The 19,127-nt window shown below is 59.7% G+C and carries 18 protein-coding genes, 1 tRNA gene and 1 pseudogene; 14 read left to right on the top strand and 6 right to left on the bottom strand.

The window, feature by feature from the left end:
* Positions 1-5: 5 nt before the first annotated feature.
* Positions 6-1,610, bottom strand: coding sequence for a HAMP domain-containing sensor histidine kinase (locus tag EO087_RS10170; protein ID WP_128898770.1), 1,605 nt, complete (start codon positions 1,608-1,610; stop codon positions 6-8).
* 546 nt (positions 1,611-2,156) lie between these two features.
* Between EO087_RS10170 and sucC the strand changes: the two genes are divergently transcribed.
* Together sucC and sucD are read left to right on the top strand one after the other, a co-directional pair.
* On the top strand, positions 2,157-3,317 hold the full coding sequence (sucC, locus tag EO087_RS10165) for an ADP-forming succinate--CoA ligase subunit beta (RefSeq protein ID WP_128898769.1): 1,161 nt from the start codon (positions 2,157-2,159) through the stop codon (positions 3,315-3,317).
* A gap of 14 nt (positions 3,318-3,331) precedes the next feature.
* Positions 3,332-4,207 carry a succinate--CoA ligase subunit alpha gene (sucD, locus tag EO087_RS10160; RefSeq protein WP_128898768.1) on the top strand — a complete coding sequence of 292 codons (876 nt, stop codon included), beginning with the start codon at positions 3,332-3,334 and terminating at the stop codon, positions 4,205-4,207.
* A gap of 139 nt (positions 4,208-4,346) precedes the next feature.
* Here the strand turns inward: sucD and EO087_RS10155 are convergent, their stop codons facing one another.
* Positions 4,347-6,467 (bottom strand): FUSC family protein, encoded by a 2,121-nt coding sequence (locus EO087_RS10155; protein WP_128898767.1) that lies wholly within the window; start codon positions 6,465-6,467, stop codon positions 4,347-4,349.
* 74 nt (positions 6,468-6,541) lie between these two features.
* Here EO087_RS10155 and EO087_RS16755 point away from each other — a divergent pair.
* Positions 6,542-6,664: pseudogene (locus tag EO087_RS16755) on the top strand (IS5/IS1182 family transposase); the annotation flags it as partial.
* A 272-nt stretch (positions 6,665-6,936) separates the two neighbouring features.
* The gene (locus tag EO087_RS10150; RefSeq protein ID WP_128898766.1) at positions 6,937-7,278 is read left to right on the top strand and encodes a fucose-binding lectin II; all 342 of its coding nucleotides are present in this window, start codon (positions 6,937-6,939) and stop codon (positions 7,276-7,278) included.
* A 364-nt stretch (positions 7,279-7,642) separates the two neighbouring features.
* Here EO087_RS10150 and EO087_RS10145 read toward each other — a convergent pair whose 3' ends face one another.
* Positions 7,643-8,185, bottom strand: a complete 543-nt coding sequence (locus tag EO087_RS10145) for a GspH/FimT family pseudopilin (protein ID WP_128899892.1) — start codon at positions 8,183-8,185, stop codon at positions 7,643-7,645.
* 120 nt (positions 8,186-8,305) lie between these two features.
* Here EO087_RS10145 and uvrB point away from each other — a divergent pair, with 120 nt between their 5' ends.
* Positions 8,306-10,339, top strand: coding sequence for an excinuclease ABC subunit UvrB (gene uvrB / locus EO087_RS10140; RefSeq protein ID WP_128898765.1), 2,034 nt, complete (start codon positions 8,306-8,308; stop codon positions 10,337-10,339).
* Positions 10,340-10,385: 46 nt separating this feature from the next.
* A tRNA-Val gene (locus tag EO087_RS10135) sits at positions 10,386-10,460 on the top strand.
* Positions 10,461-10,478: 18 nt separating this feature from the next.
* On the opposite strand, the gene EO087_RS10130 is transcribed toward EO087_RS10135, so the two are convergent.
* Positions 10,479-10,811, bottom strand: a complete 333-nt coding sequence (locus EO087_RS10130) for a hypothetical protein (RefSeq protein WP_128898764.1) — start codon at positions 10,809-10,811, stop codon at positions 10,479-10,481.
* Between the two features lie 183 nt (positions 10,812-10,994).
* Here EO087_RS10130 and EO087_RS10125 point away from each other — a divergent pair, with 183 nt between their 5' ends.
* A complete protein-coding gene (locus EO087_RS10125; protein WP_128898763.1) occupies positions 10,995-11,474 on the top strand; it encodes a hypothetical protein in 480 nt (159 codons plus the stop codon).
* 327 nt (positions 11,475-11,801) lie between these two features.
* Here EO087_RS10125 and EO087_RS16255 read toward each other — a convergent pair whose 3' ends face one another.
* Both EO087_RS16255 and EO087_RS10120 read right to left on the bottom strand, forming a co-directional pair.
* Positions 11,802-11,978 carry a hypothetical protein gene (locus EO087_RS16255; protein WP_164931812.1) on the bottom strand — a complete coding sequence of 59 codons (177 nt, stop codon included), beginning with the start codon at positions 11,976-11,978 and terminating at the stop codon, positions 11,802-11,804.
* Between the two features lie 28 nt (positions 11,979-12,006).
* Positions 12,007-12,174 carry an XRE family transcriptional regulator gene (locus tag EO087_RS10120; protein WP_240669016.1) on the bottom strand — a complete coding sequence of 56 codons (168 nt, stop codon included), beginning with the start codon at positions 12,172-12,174 and terminating at the stop codon, positions 12,007-12,009.
* A 137-nt stretch (positions 12,175-12,311) separates the two neighbouring features.
* Here EO087_RS10120 and fliE point away from each other — a divergent pair, with 137 nt between their 5' ends.
* From fliE to fliD, 7 genes are read left to right on the top strand one after another with little or no spacing between them, the layout of a single operon-like run.
* Positions 12,312-12,629 carry a flagellar hook-basal body complex protein FliE gene (gene fliE, locus EO087_RS10115; RefSeq protein WP_128898761.1) on the top strand — a complete coding sequence of 106 codons (318 nt, stop codon included), beginning with the start codon at positions 12,312-12,314 and terminating at the stop codon, positions 12,627-12,629.
* 15 nt (positions 12,630-12,644) lie between these two features.
* Complete coding sequence (gene fliF / locus EO087_RS10110) at positions 12,645-14,267, top strand: flagellar basal-body MS-ring/collar protein FliF (protein WP_128898760.1); 1,623 nt, start codon at positions 12,645-12,647, stop codon at positions 14,265-14,267.
* Positions 14,260-15,303 carry a FliG C-terminal domain-containing protein gene (locus EO087_RS10105; RefSeq protein ID WP_128898759.1) on the top strand — a complete coding sequence of 348 codons (1,044 nt, stop codon included), beginning with the start codon at positions 14,260-14,262 and terminating at the stop codon, positions 15,301-15,303. The genes fliF and EO087_RS10105 overlap by 8 nt, the downstream gene beginning before the upstream one ends.
* A complete protein-coding gene (locus EO087_RS10100) occupies positions 15,303-15,944 on the top strand; it encodes a FliH/SctL family protein (protein WP_128898758.1) in 642 nt (213 codons plus the stop codon). The genes EO087_RS10105 and EO087_RS10100 overlap by 1 nt, the downstream gene beginning before the upstream one ends.
* Positions 15,941-17,296, top strand: a complete 1,356-nt coding sequence (fliI, locus tag EO087_RS10095) for a flagellar protein export ATPase FliI (RefSeq protein ID WP_304988473.1) — start codon at positions 15,941-15,943, stop codon at positions 17,294-17,296. The genes EO087_RS10100 and fliI overlap by 4 nt, the downstream gene beginning before the upstream one ends.
* Positions 17,293-17,769, top strand: a complete 477-nt coding sequence (gene fliJ / locus EO087_RS10090) for a flagellar export protein FliJ (protein ID WP_128898757.1) — start codon at positions 17,293-17,295, stop codon at positions 17,767-17,769. The genes fliI and fliJ overlap by 4 nt, the downstream gene beginning before the upstream one ends.
* Positions 17,766-19,127: a flagellar filament capping protein FliD gene (fliD, locus tag EO087_RS10085; protein WP_164931811.1), complete on the top strand. Its 1,362-nt coding sequence runs from the start codon at positions 17,766-17,768 to the stop codon at positions 19,125-19,127. Before fliJ ends, fliD begins: the two co-directional genes overlap by 4 nt.

Raw genomic sequence — 19,127 nt, 5'->3', positions numbered from 1 at the left:
TGCCATCAGCCAGCCGCCTCAATCCTCACCGGCGGCGTCAACACCAGCCTGAAGCAACTCCCCCCACCCGCCACGCGCACATATTCCAGCGCCGCCTGATTTGCCTCTGCCATCTGCCGGGCGAGATAAAGCCCAAGCCCAGTGCCGTATTCGTGGGTGGTGTAGAAGGGTTCGAAGATTTGTGCCGCCACTTTCGGCGCAATGCCGGGGCCGCGATCGATCACTTCCAGAATCGGCACGCCATGTTCGCCATGCCGTATTACCACCATCACGCGCGCCGGTTCGCCAGGCATGCGTCCGTAGCGCAGCGCATTTTGCACGAGGTTCCAGACGACTTGCTGCAATTGCTGCGGGTCGGCCACGGCAGCCACGGGCGCGGCGCTGTTGTCGATCACGCGCAGTGAATCGCCGCCCAGATCATTGCCTTGTTTGTATTCGTCGACAAAACCGTGCGCCCAGTCGCCAAGATTCAAGGTTTCCGGGCGCGAACGTTCGCGTCGCGACAATTGCAGGATGTTCTCGATGATTTCGTTGAGGCGGCGGCAGTGGTTGTTAATGATCTCGACCATGCGCAGGTCGGTGGGATTCATCTCTTCCGATTCGGCCAGCAACTGCGCGGAGTAGCGGATGGCGGCCAGCGGATTGCGGATTTCGTGCGCGATCGAGGCCGAAAGCCGGCCCAGCGAACTGAGCGTCAGTTCTTCCGCGCGACGCGACACCAGCGACGTATCGTCGAGAAAGATCAGCACCAGCGAATCGTCATTCGGCGCAAGGCGGCTGAAGCGCGGAATCACTTCCGGCATGCCGTCGGCCAGTTGCGTAGCGGTTTCGTCCAGCTTGCCGGAGGTCATCCAGTGATATAGACGACGCGACAGTTCGGGCGCCACGCGTCCGAGATCGCGCTGGTCGGACGAAGGGTTGCCCAGCAACATCCACGCCGATTCGTTGATCTGATGGATGCGATTGGCATCGTCCACCAGCATCACGCCGGTTTTCATGCGCCGGATGATCAGCTCGTTGACCTGCGAGAGATTGACCAGGTCGATGCTACGTTGCTCGGCCAACGCTTCGCTGGCGCGCAATTGGCGACCCAATACGTTGCAGAGTACGACGATCGCGAAATAGGCCATGCCGAACAGGCTGGATTCGAGAAGGTCCCGATCATCGGCTAAGGCCAGATGAGGCAGGGAAAAAAGTGTGCGGCCCAAGACCCCCAGCGTGGCGAGCGCCGCAAGAAACAACGCCAGGCGCAAGGGCAGCAATAGGGCGCCAGCGGCCAGATTGACAGCCAGCATCATGGCGATGCCGATGTGGGCGTCGTTCATGGCGGCAATCGCCAGCACGGCGGCGACGATATCCACCAGCAAGGTGCCCAGGATTCCCGGCCAGCCCAGTGTGCGGTTTCGGTGGGTGATCGAGACGACGACCAGTGCGAACATCAGGTAGGTCGCAGCGATGACGTGGGCCATGCCGCTATTGACTTGATGAGGCCAACCCACGCTGGTCGGAGTGAAGGCCAGCCCGATATAGACCAGTGCCTGGGCCAGCCTGAAATAATTCAGAAACAACAGTTCGTGGTGGGTCGTCGTGCTGTTGGGCGAGTCGGACATCGCGCGGCTGGACACGGGTTTGGACACTCGCGGGAGAGAGGTTGGTTGCCCCTCTCCCCTTTGGGGAGAGGGTTGGGGTGAGGGGACAATCTTGCAACAGAACAACATCGAAGCGAACTTCGATGCACCACTTTCGCAAGATTGCCTCCTCACCTCAATCCTCTTCTCAAGGGGAGAGGAAGTAAATCTCATGATCCGCCCCTTTCCATCGAAGGCTGCTTCCGCGAAAATACCTAGCCGTATTGCGCGGTTTTCGCCATGCGAGGGATGCTCTGATCAATTTTTTGTGGGTGCCACCGCTGCTGTCCGACTGCATGCCTTCGGACTATCGTCTCGACAGCCAGCCAGCCAGCCTGCCTTCGCCGATGGTCCTGTGGTCTGCAATCGGACAGCAGCGGTGGCACCCACAAAAAATTGATCAGAGCATCCCCCATGGCTTCAGCGCACTGCACGCCGGCAGTGCCGTTTCACCGCCGTCCGCCCTCCCAAGCCTGTGCTGTGGCTACCGTATAGGCTCGATTCTTCCCCATTCACTCGAGGTATCGAATGAATTTCCACGAGTACCAGGCCAAAGAGCTGTTCGCGCATTACGGCATCGCCGTGCCGCCGGGCAAAGTCGCCAACTCCCCCGACGCCGCTGTCGACGCCGCCAAGCACCTTGGCGGTTCGCAATGGATGGTCAAGGCCCAGATCCACGCAGGTGGCCGCGGCAAGGCCGGTGGCGTCAAGTTCTGCAAGAGCCTGGACGATGTCCATGCCGCCGCCAAGGGCATGCTGGGCAAAAACATGGAAACCTACCAGTCGGCTGGCCGTGCGCTGCCGGTGAATCTGGTGCTGGTGACCGATGCCACCAATATCGCTAAAGAGCTGTACCTGTCGATCCTGGTCGACCGCGACAGCAAGGCCGTCACCTTCATCGCCTCCAAACACGGTGGCGTGGACATCGAGCAGGTTGCCAAAGAAACGCCGGATGATATCCACACCATCGTGGTGGATTTCGTCGAAGGTCTGCAGCCGTACCAGTGCCGCCAACTCGGCTTCGCGATGGACCTGAACCCCAAGCAGGTCACCCAGCTCACCAAGATCATGCTGGGCTTGTACAAGCTGTTCAACGAGAAAGACCTGTCGCTGGTCGAGCTGAACCCGCTCGCCATTCTCGAAGACGGCAACCTCGCCGCGCTCGACGGCAAGGTCAATTCCGACGACAACGCCGAGTTCCGTCATGCGGACCTGGCCAAGATGCGCGACCTCACCCAGGAAGACGCCGCCGAAGCGGCGGCCGTGCAGCACAACCTCAACTACGTGACCATGGACGGCAACATCGGCTGCATGGTCAACGGCGCGGGCCTGGCCATGGCCACCATGGACGTGATCAAGCTGGCGGGCGGCGAGCCGGCCAACTTCCTCGACGTCGGCGGCGGCGCCACCAAGGAACGCGTGACCGAGGCATTCAAGCTCATCACCTCTTCCGACAAGGTGAAGGCCATCCTGGTCAACATCTTCGGCGGCATCGTCCGCTGCGACATGATCGCCGAGGGCATCATCGCCGCAGTGAAGGAAGTGGGCCTGAAGATTCCGGTGGTGGTGCGCCTGCAGGGCACCAACGTCGAGAAGGGCCGCGAGCTGCTGGCCAACTCCGGCCTGGCCATTACGCCGGCTGACGATCTCAACGACGCGGCGAAGAAAGCCGTGGCCGCCGCGAAGTGAGGAGCGAGTAAACCATGAGCGTTTTGGTCAACAAGAACACCAAGGTGATCGTGCAGGGCTTCACCGGCCAGCAGGGCACCTTCCACGCCGAACAGGCGATCGACTACGGCACCAAGGTGGTCGGTGGCGTCACCCCGGGCAAGGGCGGCACCGAGCATATCGGTCTGCCGGTCTTCAACAGCGTGGCCGAAGCCGTCGAAGGCACCGGCGCCGACGCATCGGTGATCTTCGTGCCGCCGCCGTTCGCTGCCGATTCGATCCTCGAAGCGATCGACGCGGGCGTGCGCGTGATCGTCACCATCACCGAAGGCATCCCGGTGCTCGACATGCTGCGCGTGAAGAACGTGCTGGCGCAGCATCCGGAAACCGTGCTGATCGGCCCGAACTGCCCCGGCATCATCACCCCGGGCGAATGCAAGATCGGCATCATGCCCGGTCACATCCACAAGCCGGGCAAGGTCGGCATCGTGTCGCGCTCCGGCACGCTGACCTATGAAGCCGTGTTCCAGACCACCCACGAAGGCCTGGGCCAGTCCACCTGCATCGGCATCGGCGGCGACCCGATCAACGGCCTGAACTTCATCGACTGCCTGAAGCTGTTCCAGGACGATCCGCAGACCGAAGGCATCATCATGGTCGGCGAAATCGGCGGCAGCGCCGAAGAAGAAGCCGCTGAATTCATCGGCGAATACGTCAAGAAGCCGGTGGTCTCCTTCATCGCCGGCGCCTCGGCTCCGGCCGGCAAGCGCATGGGTCACGCCGGTGCGATCATCTCTGGCGGCAAGGGCACGGCCGCGGCCAAGTTCGCGGCGCTGGAGAAGGCAGGCGTCACCACGGTGAAGTCGCCGGCGGATCTCGGCAAGACGCTGTCTGGTTTGTTGAAGAAGTAATCGGCTGCGTTGCAGTGATCATGGAAAGGGCTGTGGTAACACGGCCCTTTCTGCTTTTGTAGGTTGCCATGAAACACGCACTCATCCTGATTCGTCCCGTGCCTTTAGTGCATCGAAGACATGGGATGATTCGCTGCGCTCACCCCTGAGGGGGGCACGGATGCACGTGCTTGCTACCCCGCGCCGCAGCCGCTTCCTGCGGCCCGCGTCCCACCACATAGGCAAGCGTGTTGATGTTGTCGGCCAGTCGATCACTGATGCGCACTAGTTGCTCCGCACGCGGCTTGTCATCGGCCATCGTCAGCAACGTGGAAAGGCTGCGCTGAAGCTGGCGCAGCTCCGGTGCGGGTGGCGGCAACTGGTTGTCACGCAGAGCAACGGCCAGGGCGCGCAGCTGCGCAGCGGATCGATCGACGAAGTGGGTGACTTCCGCCTGTTCGGGCAGGTTGTCGCAATCGTGCAGCAAGGCTTCAAGGGTCATTGCGGTACGCGCCAACCGGTTGCCGTTGAGGAACAGCGCGTTGGCCAGCTCCAGTAATGACAGCGGCGTGCCCGGTTCAGCCGCCATGCGATCGAGTGATGCCTGGGCGTTGGTGCGTGCGGTGCGCGCGCCGGTGCGAGTTTCGCGATGGCTGTCGCGACGTTCCGGTTGGGCCAGTGCATGCAGGTATCCGGCGTAGGCTTCCAGCATGACGGACAGTGCGGCGCGTGCGCGCCGGCGTTCCCACGTAGGCCATATCACGTAGGCAAGCAGAGCCATGCCGCTGCCAAGTGCCGTGTTGAGCACACGGTCCAGCATGGCGGTGTCGGAGTTCACACCCTCGAAGGAAAGGAAAATCACGACCGTGCCAGTCAGTGCCGCCACGGCGATACCGTAGTGTGCAGTGGCGAGATAGCGAAATGCCATGCACAACACAGCCATCAAGGCCAGATGCGTCCAGACATCATGCGGCGTGACGCGCAGCAGTGTCGTCGTTATCACCAGGCCGAGGATGGTGCCCAGTACGCGTAGCAAGCCGAAGTTGAAGGTGGCGGCAAAATCCGGGCGCAGCACGATGGCGGTGGTCATGGGCAACCAATAGCCGTGCGGCAGTTGCCAGATGCGTGAAACAAGCAGCGCCATGCTCAGACATACCGCGCAGCGCATCGCGTGGCGGAAAGCCATCGAATGCGTGGTGAGGTTGGCGCGCAAGGCGCCGAGTGCCGAGTTGCCGCGCAGTGCACTGGGCAAACGTGTTTCTGCCGCGGCGGCGCGTATTTCACCGCGCGAACCGGCCCAGTTCGCATTGCGCACCGCCGCGGCCAACTGTCCGGACAGGGCATGGATATGCGTGGCGACACTGTCGTTGCGCGTGTGATGGTCGAGCAGGGCGCGCTCGCTGGTTTGCAGTGTCTGCAAGGCGCGCGCTGCTTGTTCAGGTGACTCGCCGGCTTCCAGTGCTTCGGCAATCGCGACCAGCACGCGTGCGGCATCGGCGCGGAACATCGCGATGATGTGGGTAGCGCCATGCATGTCGGTCATCGCAATGAGTTCAAGCCGGATGCGTTCGGCCAGTTCCAGCAACACGGCAAAGGCTTCCATCGCACGGCCGCGTGCGTGATGCCGGCCGAGCAAGGTCTGTTGCAGCGTAGTCATGGCGTCGGTCAATGCTGGTACGTCGCCATCATCCTGCGAAGGTTCTTTGGCGAAAGTAGCCAGGCCGCGATAAACGGTGGCCAATGCGTAACGTTCCGGGCGATAACGTTGCAATGGCCATGCGGCAACCGAGAACAAGGCCAGCAACAAACCACCCGTGAAGATCAGCGCCGCGCCGGTCAGCGCTTCATGAAACGAGGATGGGGATGCCGCAGTCACGACCAGCAAGATCATGCTGGTCATACCCACGCGCGCGATGTCGGTACCAAACATCACCAGCAAACCGCCGAAGAAACCGAAGGCCGCCGTAGCTAGGGTGATCGGAATCAGATCTCCACCGATCAAGAATCCGCACAACGAGGCAAGCCCTGCTGCCAGTGATGCGAGGAAAAGCTGCCATAGCCGCTGGCGATAAGGGCCGGGCTGGTCGGAGAACATGGTGTTCAGTGCGCCGGCGGCAACCGCCAGCCCGGCTTCGGGATGCTCGGTGAGCATGCCGATCGCCAGGGGCAACACCACGGCTGTGGTATTGCGTATCACCACCCACAGCGGCACATCCGGACGCTTGGTTGCGGTGAGGCTTTGCAGCACGCTGGCGCGTAGCGAATAGGGTTGGGTGGACATGGCGGGAACGATGCCGTGGATGCATCCATTCTGCCTTATCGAGGTGGGTGTGTCGCCTGCCGGTAGCGGCGAAAAAGGGGAAGGGATGGATCAAGAACACCGCGCAGGTACTGACACTGTTTGCGCTATCGAAGGTGTGGATGGTACGGCGCGCGATGTTGCCATTGACAGGATATGTCCGTCTTGCAGACGTGTAATACAAATAAATCAGAGCATCTCTAAATCGAGCTTGGCAGCTAGAGGAACTTCCTTCCGCGCAAGTGACTAGGCATGCCTGTTTCGTGAAAAGTGCGCAAACAGATTCGTCACCACCGCTAGACGAATAGATCCATACACTAAATATCCCCGCAGTGCAGCATCAAATCGGCAACTGCGATGGCCCTTTTCTGCAGGGTTTTTCGCGGGCGAGTGTGGAGAGTTTGAGTCCGTGGAGAAGGGCAGATGACGCTAACTTTAAGGAGATTGAGCCATGCCTCAGCAATATGAATTCAGCATTCCGCCGAATACCCAGTTTGGTGTGACTGCGCATGCCTGTTCGTCAGGCAATCAATTGGCGACCATCTATGTGGACGGCAGTCAAAAGGCCCAATTCACCGGGTCAGGCATTTACAAGTTGATAGGCGATCAGACCCTGAACTCCGGGAGCGGAAAAATCAAGGTTACGGTCACTGCCAATGGAAAGCCATGTGATATGCAGATGGCGCGATCAATGATCGCGAGTGACACAAATTTCATCACGGTTGGCGCTGAAGATGGAACCGATAACGATTACAACGATACGCTCGTAGATTTCAAATGGCCAATTGGTTGAGTGGTTAGTTTGACGTCGGTCGTGCTGGCGCGACCGTTCATGTCAAATATCTCGATCATCGCCTTGGTTATTTCATTCTGATAATGGAAGCGGTGAAGGGCCTTGCAAAAAATGAATAGTGCCCGGACCCATGGGCATCCGATCACACACATCTTTTTTCGATGTCAGGCTGGATGAGTGGGCGTGAGCCCCTCTCCCTCCGGGAGAGGGTTGGGGTGAGGGTGCGGCCAGGGCGCGAAAACAAAGACTTGTGCGAGAACTGAATCGCTCGCTTCGTCCGGACCCTCACCCGCCTGCCGACACCCTCTCCCGGAGGGAGAGGGATCACTCATCTGATGTTTCGGATGTGTGTAATCGGATGCTTTTAATCAACGCCGACACATTTTTCCGCATTAGCCGCTGTCGCCACTTCGCCGCGCACACGTCCACGCCGTGCGATCACTACACTCAGCGCCTGCGATGCATCGTTGCGCAGACAGATTGTCAGCGTCTGATTGCTGCTGCCCACGGTACCATCCGGTTGGAAGCGGATACTCTTCTTGCTGTCGCTCCCTACTATGTTGAGTCTGCTGGAATATCTGCCGCCTGCGTATAGCGGCACCCCATCGGGTTGCCCGTTGTTCTGCGGATCGCGACCGATCAACCAGCCGCTGATCCATACGCTGTCGTTATTGCAGGTAAGCGCATTGCTGCTCGGGCAAAAAACAATGCGCATCTGATCATTCACGGCCAGATCGTGCGCGTGCTGAAGCGCGGCGATGTAGTCGGTTTGCGCTACGTGCAGTTCATGCCGGCCAACGAGGTCGTGAAAGGCCGGAATGGCGATGGCCGTGAGCACTGCAAGCACGACCAGTGCCACGATCTGTTCGATCAGTCCAAAGCCCTTCTTTAACGTCATACGGGCCATGCTAGACCGCCATTCTCCGGATGCCAGTCATCACTGGCCACCAGCCGGGTGAGCCCTTGCTGACAGCTCCTGTCAGCATCCAGTATTTAAAATGCCCCTCCGCGCCCGCAGAGTAAGCCTATGACCGACCGCGACCGCTTCGAACTCGTCTCCGACTACCAACCCTCCGGTGACCAGCCCGAGGCCATCAAGCGTCTCGTCGAAGGCTTCGATGCGGGACTGGCCGCGCAAACCCTGCTCGGTGTCACCGGTTCGGGCAAGACTTTCACCATCGCCAACATGATTGAGAAGGTGCAGCGCCCTACCATTGTGTTGGCGCCGAACAAGACCCTGGCGGCACAGTTGTATGGCGAATTCAAGGAGTTCTTTCCGCGTAATGCGGTGGAATACTTCGTCAGCTATTACGACTACTACCAGCCGGAAGCCTATGTCGTCGCGTCCGATACCTATATCGAGAAAGACGCCTCGATCAACGATCACATCGAGCAGATGCGACTCGCCGCGACCAAGGCGCTGCTGTCGCGCAAGGATGCGCTGATTGTTGCCACGGTGTCGGCCATCTACGGTCTGGGCGACCCGGAGGATTATCTTTCGCTGCGCTTGATCCTGGCGCGTGGCGAGCGCATCGACCAGCGTGCACTGATCCGCCAACTGACCGAACTGCAGTACACCCGCAACGAAATGGAACTGCGCCGCGGCAGCTACCGCGTGCGCGGCGAAATCATCGACGTGTTCCCGGCCGAATCGGAAGCCGAAGCATTGCGCATCGAGTTGTTCGATGGTGAAGTGGAAAATCTCGCGTTGTTCGATCCGCTGACCGGTGAAACCATCCGCAAGGTGCCGCGCTACACCGTCTATCCGAGGACCCATTACGCCAGCACACGCGAAAGTGTTCTCAATGCGATCGATACGATCAAGGAAGAACTGAAAGATCGCCTGGAATATCTCTACAAGGAAAACCGTCTGGTCGAGGCGCAGCGCTTGGATCAGCGCACCCGCTTCGACGTGGAAATGATGGCCGAAGTCGGCTATTGCCAGGGCATCGAAAATTACTCGCGTCACCTCACGCGCCGCGCGCCGGGCGAGCCGCCGCCGACCCTGTTCGATTACCTGCCGGCCGATGCGCTGCTGGTGATAGACGAATCCCACGTCACCATGCCGCAGCTCGGCGCCATGTACAAAGGCGATCGCTCACGCAAGGAAACCTTGGTCGAATTCGGTTTCCGCCTGCCGTCTGCGATGGATAACCGGCCACTGCGTTTCGAGGAATTCGAGCGACGCATACCACGCACCATTTTCGTCTCTGCCACGCCGAGCAAGTACGAGATGGAAAAATCCGGTGATGCCGTGATCGAGCTGGTGGTGCGTCCCACCGGACTGATCGATCCGGAAGTGGAAGTGCGTCCGGTGCGCACCCAGGTCGACGATCTGCTCGGCGAAGCGAAAAAACGCGTTGCGATGGGCGACCGCGTGTTGGTTACCACGCTCACCAAGCGCATGGCGGAAAACCTCACCGAATACCTCAGCGAGCACGATGTGAAAGTGCGCTACCTGCACTCGGACATCGAAACCGTCGAACGCGTGGAAATCATCCGCGATCTGCGCCTGGGCGAATTCGACGTGCTGGTTGGCATCAACCTGTTGCGCGAGGGTTTGGACATGCCTGAAGTCTCGCTGGTTGCCATCCTTGACGCCGACAAGGAAGGCTTCCTGCGTTCCACCGGCTCGCTCATTCAAACCATCGGTCGTGCCGCTCGTCATGTGCGTGGCAAAGCGATTCTCTACGCGGATGAAATGACCCGCTCGATGAAGGCGGCGATGGAGGAAACCCAGCGTCGCCGCGAGAAGCAACAAGCCTGGAATGAAACCCACGGCATCACCCCGAAATCGGTGGTGCGGCGGATCGCCGACATCATGGAAGGTGCCCGCAGCGAAGTCACTGGCCGTGGCCGGGGCAAATCCACTCGCGGCCGTGCGGCCCTGGCCGTGGCCGAGGAAGCCGCCGATTACGCCAGACTCAGTGCCGATCAGGCTTCGGCCATGATCAAGCGGCTGGAGGCCGATATGCGCAAGCATGCAGAAAATCTGGAATTCGAGGAGGCTGCGCGTCTGCGCGATCAGATCCATCAGTTGCGGGAACGGGCGGCGCGGTGAGCAGCCTTTTCAGCCCTATTTCGTTCCCGTATACTTCGCGGCTCCCGGGCGGTTAGCTCAGCGGTAGAGCACTTCCTTGACATGGAAGGGGTCACAAGTTCGATCCTTGTACCGCCCACCATATTCAAAGCCAGTCTTTTCAAGAGGTTGTGTCAACGCTTGGGAAGCTGGCTTTTTTTACTGGCCCCGCTATGACCCAGGCTAATTTGGGTACAAGCGCGGCAAGGTCTTGCATCATCGCTTCCAGCGCCGTCGCCGCTTTCCCTAAATAATCCGGATCGAACTTGGCATGGATCTCCGAAGTGCCGGCGCGCTTGTGGCTGATATCTGGCCCGAGACCTCCCAAGAAGGCACGCCACGGCGCCTCATCTCGGTGGCCATCGTATGGCGGATCACCTTTGGCGCGAACCATCTGGACAGCCCTGCCACATCCCTGAGTTTCCTCCAGCTCGTCTTGACCGACTTCACCCATTTGCCACACCAGTGGACATATGTTCCGGTCGGGCTCTCTGCTTTTAGGACGGCTTGATGCGCGTGCTCTTAAAAAATGCGTGCGATCGATCACGATGTGACTACGTCGTGCATCCTAGCCTAAGGCGGCTCGTAGACCTACGAGTAGTGACGAAAACTTTGTGCTCTCTCCAAGGAGGAATGTATGAAAGCGAAGAAAATGCTACTGGTAGCATTGGCATCAGCTATAGCAGCGACGAGTTTTTCGGGTATCACACAGGCGCAGACGCGCTATTTTTCTTTTGTAACTCCTAACGCCACGAATTCCGCATCGACTGCATTTGGTCCTCATGAATTTGTCGTGGCTGTCAACAATCCGGTTTTGGCGGATCAAATTGCAAGCATTATTGAAGGTAACACTTGGCATGGTGATCCGGTGCATATAGAAGGGAAGATTGTAAGAGGAAGGGTTGCTTACAATGAGGAATACCCTTTTCACCTCAATCCAGACTCTCTCAAGCTTTTCAGTAATAATATTGAACACTGTAGCGCGACAGCGTTTGAAGTCGAAGAGCATTTGGACCTTGTAGGTGTTCCCGGTAGCGGTTTTCTGCAGAAGGGTATTTGGTGTCCGTGGGATTCTCGTTTCGTTCGGGAAATTAGATATCCGTACCCGGCGCAATGAAGAAGCAGGGCACATGTTCGCGGTGACGGGCGAAGGTCTTGAATATTCGCTTACACCAAGCGAAGGCCCCGCGAAGCGGGGCCTTTTTAAGAGGCACTCGCCTCCTGTGTGTAATCGGATGCCCTATAGGATGCGAGGAAATTGATATGCACCGCTTCATTCAAATTTTTGGCTTGGCTCTGTGCAGTGTGGCATGTGGTGTCCGCGCACAGAGCATGGCAAAGACGGAGTCCCAACAGGACACATATAAGCTTCCTACGGACGTTGTCTGCCATTCAAAGTCGGCGATGTGGAAAGTGATCCGGATCTGACCTTCGGGGAAAAACATCAGCGCCTCGCGATCGTCAACGCCAGACCGGCACCCAGATCGAGGCGAATCTCCAAGCCGTTCATGGATGGCGCCGGTGAAGTGAGTGCACCCCAATCGAGGAAGGGCGCAACGGGCGATTCTTTCTCAACGCGAGGCTCGGCGTGACGCGCAAGGCCAAACAACACCACAGTCACGCGTGTGTCACTCGCTTAAGCGATTCGATTAGGGTGACAGCACGATCCGTGCGGGTTTGCCCATGCGAGCGGCGAAGGTGACCAGCATGTCCAGGCTGAAATTTTCAGCCTTGCCACGCACAATGTCGGATACCCGCGACTGGCTGACGCCGAGAACCTTGGCTGCTGCGGTTTGCGTCAATCCTTGGGCCTTCATCTGTTTCTCGAGCGCGATCATCAGATCAGCCCGCATATCAGGGTTGAAATTCGTTTGAGATTGCTAACGACCCGGTATCCCGGCCGGGACAATGCGCTCCGTTACCTCAAATCGCCTATTTTTCGCCGGGATTCCTCATGAAGATCGAACTGTCCAGTCCGATGCTGGAAGCCATTACCGCCTCGCGTATGAGCTTGACCTCGGGTTTTACGCCGGGCGTCAACGGTGAGTCGGGTGTGGGTTTCGCGCAGGCGATGAAGCATGCCGTTTCGCATATGGATGGCCAGCAGCACGCGGCCCATCTCAAGGTTTCGGCGGTCGAATCCGGACAAAGTGACGACCTGATCGGAGCCATGCTGGCCAGCCAGGAAGCGAACTTGTCCTTCTCGATGATGATGCAGGTGCGCAACAAGCTGATGGCTGCTTTCGATGACATCATCAAGATGCAGGTCTAAGGGGCGGCCTGAAGCATGATCGCGAAACTCAAAACCATGGCTTCCGGGTTTGGCAAGGGCGTCAAGCTGCCTTCTTCCGCCACGCTGGTGAAGCTGCTGCCGATTTTCGTGCTGGCGATGGGTCTTACCGCGCTTGCCATGATGTTCATGTGGCGTAGCGATGCCAGCTACAAGCCGCTGTTCGGTGCGCGTGAAGATGTGTCCGCGTCGGAAACCATGTCGGTGCTGGAATCGGAAAACATTCCCTTTCGCCTTCACCCGCAAAGCGGCCAGGTGTTGGTGCCTGAATCCAAGCTCAGCCGTGCGCGCATGCTGCTCGCCGCTAAGGGTGTCGTGGCGCGCTTGCCGGAAGGGCTTGAGCAGGTCGACAAGAGTGATCCGCTCGGCGTAAGTCAGTTCGTGCAGGACGTGCGCTTTCGCCGCGGCCTGGAAGGTGAGCTGATCAAGAGCATCATGAGCCTGGATCCGGTGGAATCGGCGCGCGTGCATCTGTCGATCGCCAAGTCTTCTTCTTTCATTTTCAGCGACGGCGACAAGAGTTCGGCGTCGGTCGTGCTGACACTCAAGCCGGGGCGCAAGCTTAGCAAAGAGCAGATCGGTGCCATCATCGGCATGGTATCGGGCAGCGTGGCCAATCTCGATCCCGCGAAAGTGGCAGTGATCGACCAGCATGGCAATTACCTTTCTTCCACCATCGATCCCAACGACTTGTCCGTGATGGATGGTGAAGTCGGCGCGCGCGTGCGCGAAGAGACCTTGCGCAATATCCGCGACCTGCTCGCCCAGAGCTTGGGCGAAGGCAATTTCAAAGCCAGCGTGATGGTGGAAACCGATAACGACCGCATTGAGGAAATGCACGAGCAGTACGGCGAAGATCCGCGCATCACCAACGAAGCCACACGCGACGAACAGGACAACAGCCAGATGGCCTTGGGGGTGCCCGGTTCGCTTTCCAATCGCCCCAATCCGACCAGCAACAACGTGCAAGCGGCGGACGACAAGAAAGAGCCGACTTCCAAGCGCAATGCCATCACGCGCCAATATGTGTATGACCGCAACGTGGTGCAGATCAAGCGTGCACCGACCCGTGTGAAGCGTGTCAGCGTCGCCGTGGTGTTGAATAATGCGGCTTCGCCGGATGGCAAGGTGTGGACGTCCGAGCAGCTCGGCAAGATCGAAAGCATCCTGCAAAGCGGTATCGGCAGGGACGAAGCACGCGAAGACCAACTCACCGTCTCCGCGCTCGATTTCCACATGCCCGCCGTGGATGCGCCTTTGCCGTGGTGGAAGCAGCCCGAGCACATGCTGACCATGGGTGGTTACACGGGTTATGCGCTGCTCGCCTTGCTGATCTTCCTGCTGGTGCTGCGTCCGCTGATCAAGATCCTGCGTCAATGGGTGGTGAATCAGAACCCACAAATCCACGACAACTCCGTAGACGTGGCTGAGGGCGACGCGCTCAAGACCGACATAGCGACGACTGCACAGACGTCCTCGCTGTTGACCGAAGACGAGATCCCATTGCCGCCGGTTGGTTCCAGCGCCGACGTGCTGGTCGAGCATCTGAAGGTACTCGCCGCGCAGGCCCCCGAGCGTGTCGCTGACGTCATCAAACCGTGGATTCGCAAACATGGATAACTCGATCAACCACAAATTCGGCAATCTGTTCGATGCGCCGGCCCGCGGCGTGGCATTGAGTCCGGTCGAGCGTGCGGCGATCACCTTGCTCAGCATGGGTGAAGAAGCGGCATCCGCTGTCCTGCGCTGCCTGTCACGCGAAGAACTGCTGGATGTCACCTTGGTGATGGCCCGCATGAACGGCGTGAAGGTGGATGCGGTGCAGGACACCCTCGGCAACTTTTTCGACGCCTTCCGCGAACAGAGCAGCGTGCGCGGCGCGTCCCGCCAATTCCTGCAACGTTCGCTGGACATGGCGCTGGGCAGCGTGATCGCCAACAGCGTGCTCAACCACATTTATGGTGATGTGATCGGTCCCAAGATGGCGCGCCTGCAGTGGGCGCAACCGCAATGGCTGGCTGAACGCTTGTCGCGCGAGCACGTGCGAATGCAGGCCATGTTCCTGGCGTTCCTGCCATCAGAACAGGCTAGCCAGGTCATCCATGCGCTCCCGTCGGAAAGCTGCGATCTGGTGTTGTTGCAGATTGCCAAGTTGAAAGAAATCGACCACGAACTGCTGCGTGACCTGGAGGCCGTGGTCGATGACTGCATCGACAACCTCGGCACGCAGAGCACGGCGGTGGAAGGCGTGCGCCAGGCCGCCGACATTATCAACCGCATGCCAGGCGACCGCGCCCAGGTGGTGGAGCTGCTGCGCGCGCACGATCCGGAGGTGGTGTCGCAAGTGGAAGACCGCATCTACCAATTCCCGATCCTCGCCTACCAGAACGACGCCACTATTGCCGCCATCCTCGAACAGACCGATTTCGAGCTGTGGGGCGTCGCGCTCAAGGGTGCCGATCCGAAAATCCAAGGAGCGCTCATGCGCGCCATGCCGGGCCGTCAGGTGCAGGCCTTCGAAGACATGCTGCGTCGTACACCTTCCATGCCGCTCAGTCGCGTCGACCAAGCGCGCCGCGAGATCATGGCGCGGCTGCGCGACATGGCGGCCGAAGACGAAGTGACCCTGCAACTGTTGGCGGAGGATGTGGTGTGATGAAAGCCTATCGCACCCATCACTTTCCGTCGCTTGCACGTCTGCAAGCCGATCCGCACGCGCTGGTCGAGGCCGAAGCCGCCGATTCGGCACTGACGGAAGAGGTGCTGGAGGAATACCGTAAGGCCGGCTACGACGAGGGTCATACGGCCGGTTATGCCGAGGGCAGTAAGATGGGCAGCGAACGTGCTTCGCGTGAAGCGCGTGCGGCGTTCGACGCTATCAGCGAACCGTTGGAAACGGTGGTGGCTGGTTTCGGCCAGATGCAGAAAGATTTTCAAGCCGCATCGCGGGAGCAGTTAGTTACGTTGGTCGAGCAGGTTGCTCGGCAGGTCGTTCGTGCGGAATTGGAAACCGCGCCGAAGCAAATCCTGGCTTTGATCGACGAAGCGCTGGCCGAACTCCCCAAGCCGGCGGAAACGGTCGAGGTGCGCCTGCATCCGAACGACTATCAGCGCGTGTTGAAGGCTGCGCCACGACGCGCCAAAAGCTACGGACTCGTTCCCGATCCGCAACTGGAAGCCGGCGAATGCCGCATCAGCGCGGGCGACCGCGAACTGGATGTCGGTTGCGCGCAACGCCTTGCCGCATGCATTGAACAGATCCACGCCGTGATGTTCGCGGAGACGGGGGTTGAATGATCCGTTCACTGAACCAAAACGCCTGCCCTAGCATGTCGCGTAGTCCGCGCGACATGCTAGGGCAGGCGTTTAAACTCGACGACGTTCCGGTCGCCCGTGAAGTAGGAAGGCTCAGTGGCGTATCCGGTATCTTGTTGGAAGCGACTGGTTACGCATTCGAGACCGGACAGCGCACGCGTATCGAAACCACGTCTGGTGACTGGCTGGATGCGCGTGTGGTGGGTTTCCGCAACGACGTGTCGTACCTCATGCCTTTCCGCAAGCAGCACGGCCTAGTGGCCGGCGCACGCGTGGTGGCCGATTCGGATGAGCGCCGTCTGCATATCGGCCCCACCTGGCGCGGTCGCGTCATCGACGGATTGGGCGAGCCGATCGATGGCCTGGGGCCATTGCTTGGCGATCAGCCGCTCAACCTGCATCCGCCACGCGTCAACCCGATGAAGAAGCAACCTGTATCGGGTGTGCTGGATGTCGGTGTGCGCGCCATCAACGGCATGCTTACCCTGGGTCGCGGGCAGCGTGTGGGTCTGTTCGCCGGCAGTGGCGTGGGCAAGAGTGTCTTGCTCGGTATGATCACGCGGCAGACCGAAGCCGATGTGGTCGTCGTCGGATTGATCGGCGAGCGTGGGCGCGAAGTGCGCGAGTTCATCGAACATTCGCTCGGTCCGGAAGGTTTGAAGAAAGCGGTGGTCGTGGTGGCGCCGGCGGACGAATCGCCGCTGATGCGCCTGATGGCCACCGAACTGTGTCATGCCGTTGCCGCGCATTACCGCGACCATGGCAGCAATGTGTTGCTGCTGGTCGATTCGCTGACCCGTTACGCCATGGCGCAGCGTGAAATGGCACTGGCCTTGGGCGAGCCGCCTGCGACACGCGGCTATCCACCGTCGGTGTTCGGCCTGTTGCCGTCACTGGTGGAAAGCGCTGGCAACGGCGAAGGACCAGGCAGTATGAGTGCGATCTACACCGTGCTGGCCGAAGGCGATGACGAGCAGGATCCGGTGGTCGATACCGCGCGAGCGATTCTCGACGGCCACATCATGTTATCGCGCGATCTTGCTGCGCAAGGTCACTATCCCGCGATCGATGTCACGCGTTCGGTCAGTCGCTGCATGACGCACGTGGTGTCGGCATCACATCTTGGCAGCATGCGCGAATGGCGTGACCTGCTCAGCCGGTACGCGCAGGTGCGCGACTTGATCCCGCTGGGCGGCTACGTGGCCGGCGCCGATCCACGGACCGACCGCGCGGTCGAACTTCACGCGCAGATGGCGGCCTATTTGCAGCAAGGCATGCACGAAGCCGCGCCGTTTGCCACGTCGATGGAGCAGATGGAAGCGCTGCTGATATGAACACGGAGCGCACCGTAAACAGTCTGTCGCGGCTGGTCGAACTGCGCGAACGCGACGTGGATCGGCTCACCAGCGAGCTAGCGAGCCAGCAGGCCGTGCGCGTGCGCTATGTGAATAACCTGGAGCGCATGGAGCACCTGCTGGCCACCGCCGCCGCCTCGGACATGGGCTGCCCGGTGTTGTCCAGCAACAGTGCGCATTACAAGGCATCGCTGATCGATTTGATCAGCCACCATCGCCGCGACCTGGCCTGCCACGATGCGGACATCGAGGTCAGCCGGCAGGCTCTGATCACGGCCGCCCTGAAGCATCGCAGCCTTGGTCATGTACTGCAAAACAAGCGCCACGCGCTGCATCAACAACAGCACACGCGCGAACAGAAGCAACAAGATCAGCTTGCCACGCAGGCATGGTCCCGCGCCCGTCTCCATGCACATGGAATCCACTATCCAGCAAACGGAAGCACGTCATGATCGTCAATCCACAAAAACCTACTGAAAACGCGCTGTATTTCGCTGAGCTGTTCATGATGAATGCGTTTGACCGGCTGGATGCGCAGAAGGCTAACGCAACCCGTGCCAGCGATGCGTTGACCAAGCTGCGCAGCGCGCTGAGCGGTTTTCAGGCCGCCTTGACGGGCCTATCCTCGGCGGGTGGCATGATCAAGTACCAGGGCGTGCTGTCGAATACCAACATGGGCACCGTGTCCGTCGGCAGCAGCGCACAGCCAGGAAGCTACGCCTTCTTTGTCGAGCAATTAGCGACATCGCACCAGCTTTCCGTGCAGGGCATTCCCGCGGTGCCGGTGGATGAGGCGGGGACGCTGGTCGTCGAACTGGGTCATGGCGAGAGCTTCGAGGTCGATCTGACCGACGCCAGGGCCGATGCCGACGGTAACCTCACCTCGGCCGAAATGGCGCGCGCCATCAATGAAGCGGTGGGCAACCGTGGCAAGGTCAGTGCGTCGGTGGTCACGGTCAACGGCGAACAGCAATTAGTGCTCAGTTCTGGCCAGGCCGGCACAGAGGGCGAAATCAGCCTCAATACCAACGGCATTGGCCATGCCGGACTACGCAATGCGTTGGATGGCGCCAACGAAATGACCGCGGCGCGCAATGCGGTGTTCTATATCGGTGGCGAAGGCGGCACGCGAGTGGAGCAAAGCGCCAATACCTTCACCGGCATCCAGGGTGTCAGCGTCACCTTCACTCAGGCGATGAATGCGGGCGACCCCGCGCTGATGCTGACCATTTCGCGCGACGGAAGCTCAACCGAAGAGAATGTGAAGTCCTTCGTTGACGCCTACAACGCGCTCAAGAAAATTCTGGATGATCTGGCTTATGCCGGTAACGGTACACCGGGTTCGGCCGGCCCCATGGCGGGCGATGCGGGGATTCGCACCTTGCAGCAACGCTTGAGCGACATGCTGCGCCAGAGCGTAGAGGGCCAAAAGCTGCTGGACTTCGGCATCTCCACTGATCGCACCGGCGTGCTCAAGTTCGATACTGTCAAGTTCAACGAAGCATTGGCGGCCGACCCAGCCGCGCTGGACAAGCTGTTTGGTGACAGCAGCACTGGTTTGCTGGGTAAATTCGAGGGCTATCTGGATAGCTGGCTGTCCACCACCAACGGTCAGATTCAGTCTCGCCAGGATTCGATGGAAAAGATTCAGGATCAATTGAGCAAGCGCGAGACCGCTCTGGAGGCTCAATACACTCGTGTTTATGAGCGTTACCTCCATCAATTCAATCGCCTTTACGTGATCGACGCGCAAATGAACTACACGCTGGATTTGCTAGAGGCGCTGAAACCCGATACTGGAAAGAAATGA

It is taken from the genome of Dyella sp. M7H15-1, assembly GCF_004114615.1.
Taxonomy (GTDB): Bacteria; Pseudomonadota; Gammaproteobacteria; order Xanthomonadales; family Rhodanobacteraceae; genus Dyella_B.
Note: the sequence above shows the minus strand (reverse complement) of the source record. Positions and strands in the feature narration are given on the sequence as shown.

Coding starts and splice junctions, on each gene's coding strand:
- fliI (WP_304988473.1), top strand. CDS start 15,941: ATGATCCGTTCACTGAACCAAAACGCCTGCCCTAGCATGTCGCGTAGT.
- fliJ (WP_128898757.1), top strand. CDS start 17,293: ATGAACACGGAGCGCACCGTAAACAGTCTGTCGCGGCTGGTCGAACTG.
- EO087_RS10105 (WP_128898759.1), top strand. CDS start 14,260: ATGGATAACTCGATCAACCACAAATTCGGCAATCTGTTCGATGCGCCG.
- EO087_RS10150 (WP_128898766.1), top strand. CDS start 6,937: ATGCCTCAGCAATATGAATTCAGCATTCCGCCGAATACCCAGTTTGGT.
- sucD (WP_128898768.1), top strand. CDS start 3,332: ATGAGCGTTTTGGTCAACAAGAACACCAAGGTGATCGTGCAGGGCTTC.
- EO087_RS10130 (WP_128898764.1), bottom strand. CDS start 10,811: ATGGGTGAAGTCGGTCAAGACGAGCTGGAGGAAACTCAGGGATGTGGC.
- EO087_RS10155 (WP_128898767.1), bottom strand. CDS start 6,467: ATGTCCACCCAACCCTATTCGCTACGCGCCAGCGTGCTGCAAAGCCTC.
- fliD (WP_164931811.1), top strand. CDS start 17,766: ATGATCGTCAATCCACAAAAACCTACTGAAAACGCGCTGTATTTCGCT.
- uvrB (WP_128898765.1), top strand. CDS start 8,306: ATGACCGACCGCGACCGCTTCGAACTCGTCTCCGACTACCAACCCTCC.
- EO087_RS10100 (WP_128898758.1), top strand. CDS start 15,303: ATGAAAGCCTATCGCACCCATCACTTTCCGTCGCTTGCACGTCTGCAA.
- EO087_RS10170 (WP_128898770.1), bottom strand. CDS start 1,610: ATGTCCGACTCGCCCAACAGCACGACGACCCACCACGAACTGTTGTTT.
- EO087_RS10125 (WP_128898763.1), top strand. CDS start 10,995: ATGAAAGCGAAGAAAATGCTACTGGTAGCATTGGCATCAGCTATAGCA.
- sucC (WP_128898769.1), top strand. CDS start 2,157: ATGAATTTCCACGAGTACCAGGCCAAAGAGCTGTTCGCGCATTACGGC.
- fliE (WP_128898761.1), top strand. CDS start 12,312: ATGAAGATCGAACTGTCCAGTCCGATGCTGGAAGCCATTACCGCCTCG.
- EO087_RS10145 (WP_128899892.1), bottom strand. CDS start 8,185: ATGGCCCGTATGACGTTAAAGAAGGGCTTTGGACTGATCGAACAGATC.
- EO087_RS10120 (WP_240669016.1), bottom strand. CDS start 12,174: ATGAAGGCCCAAGGATTGACGCAAACCGCAGCAGCCAAGGTTCTCGGC.
- fliF (WP_128898760.1), top strand. CDS start 12,645: ATGATCGCGAAACTCAAAACCATGGCTTCCGGGTTTGGCAAGGGCGTC.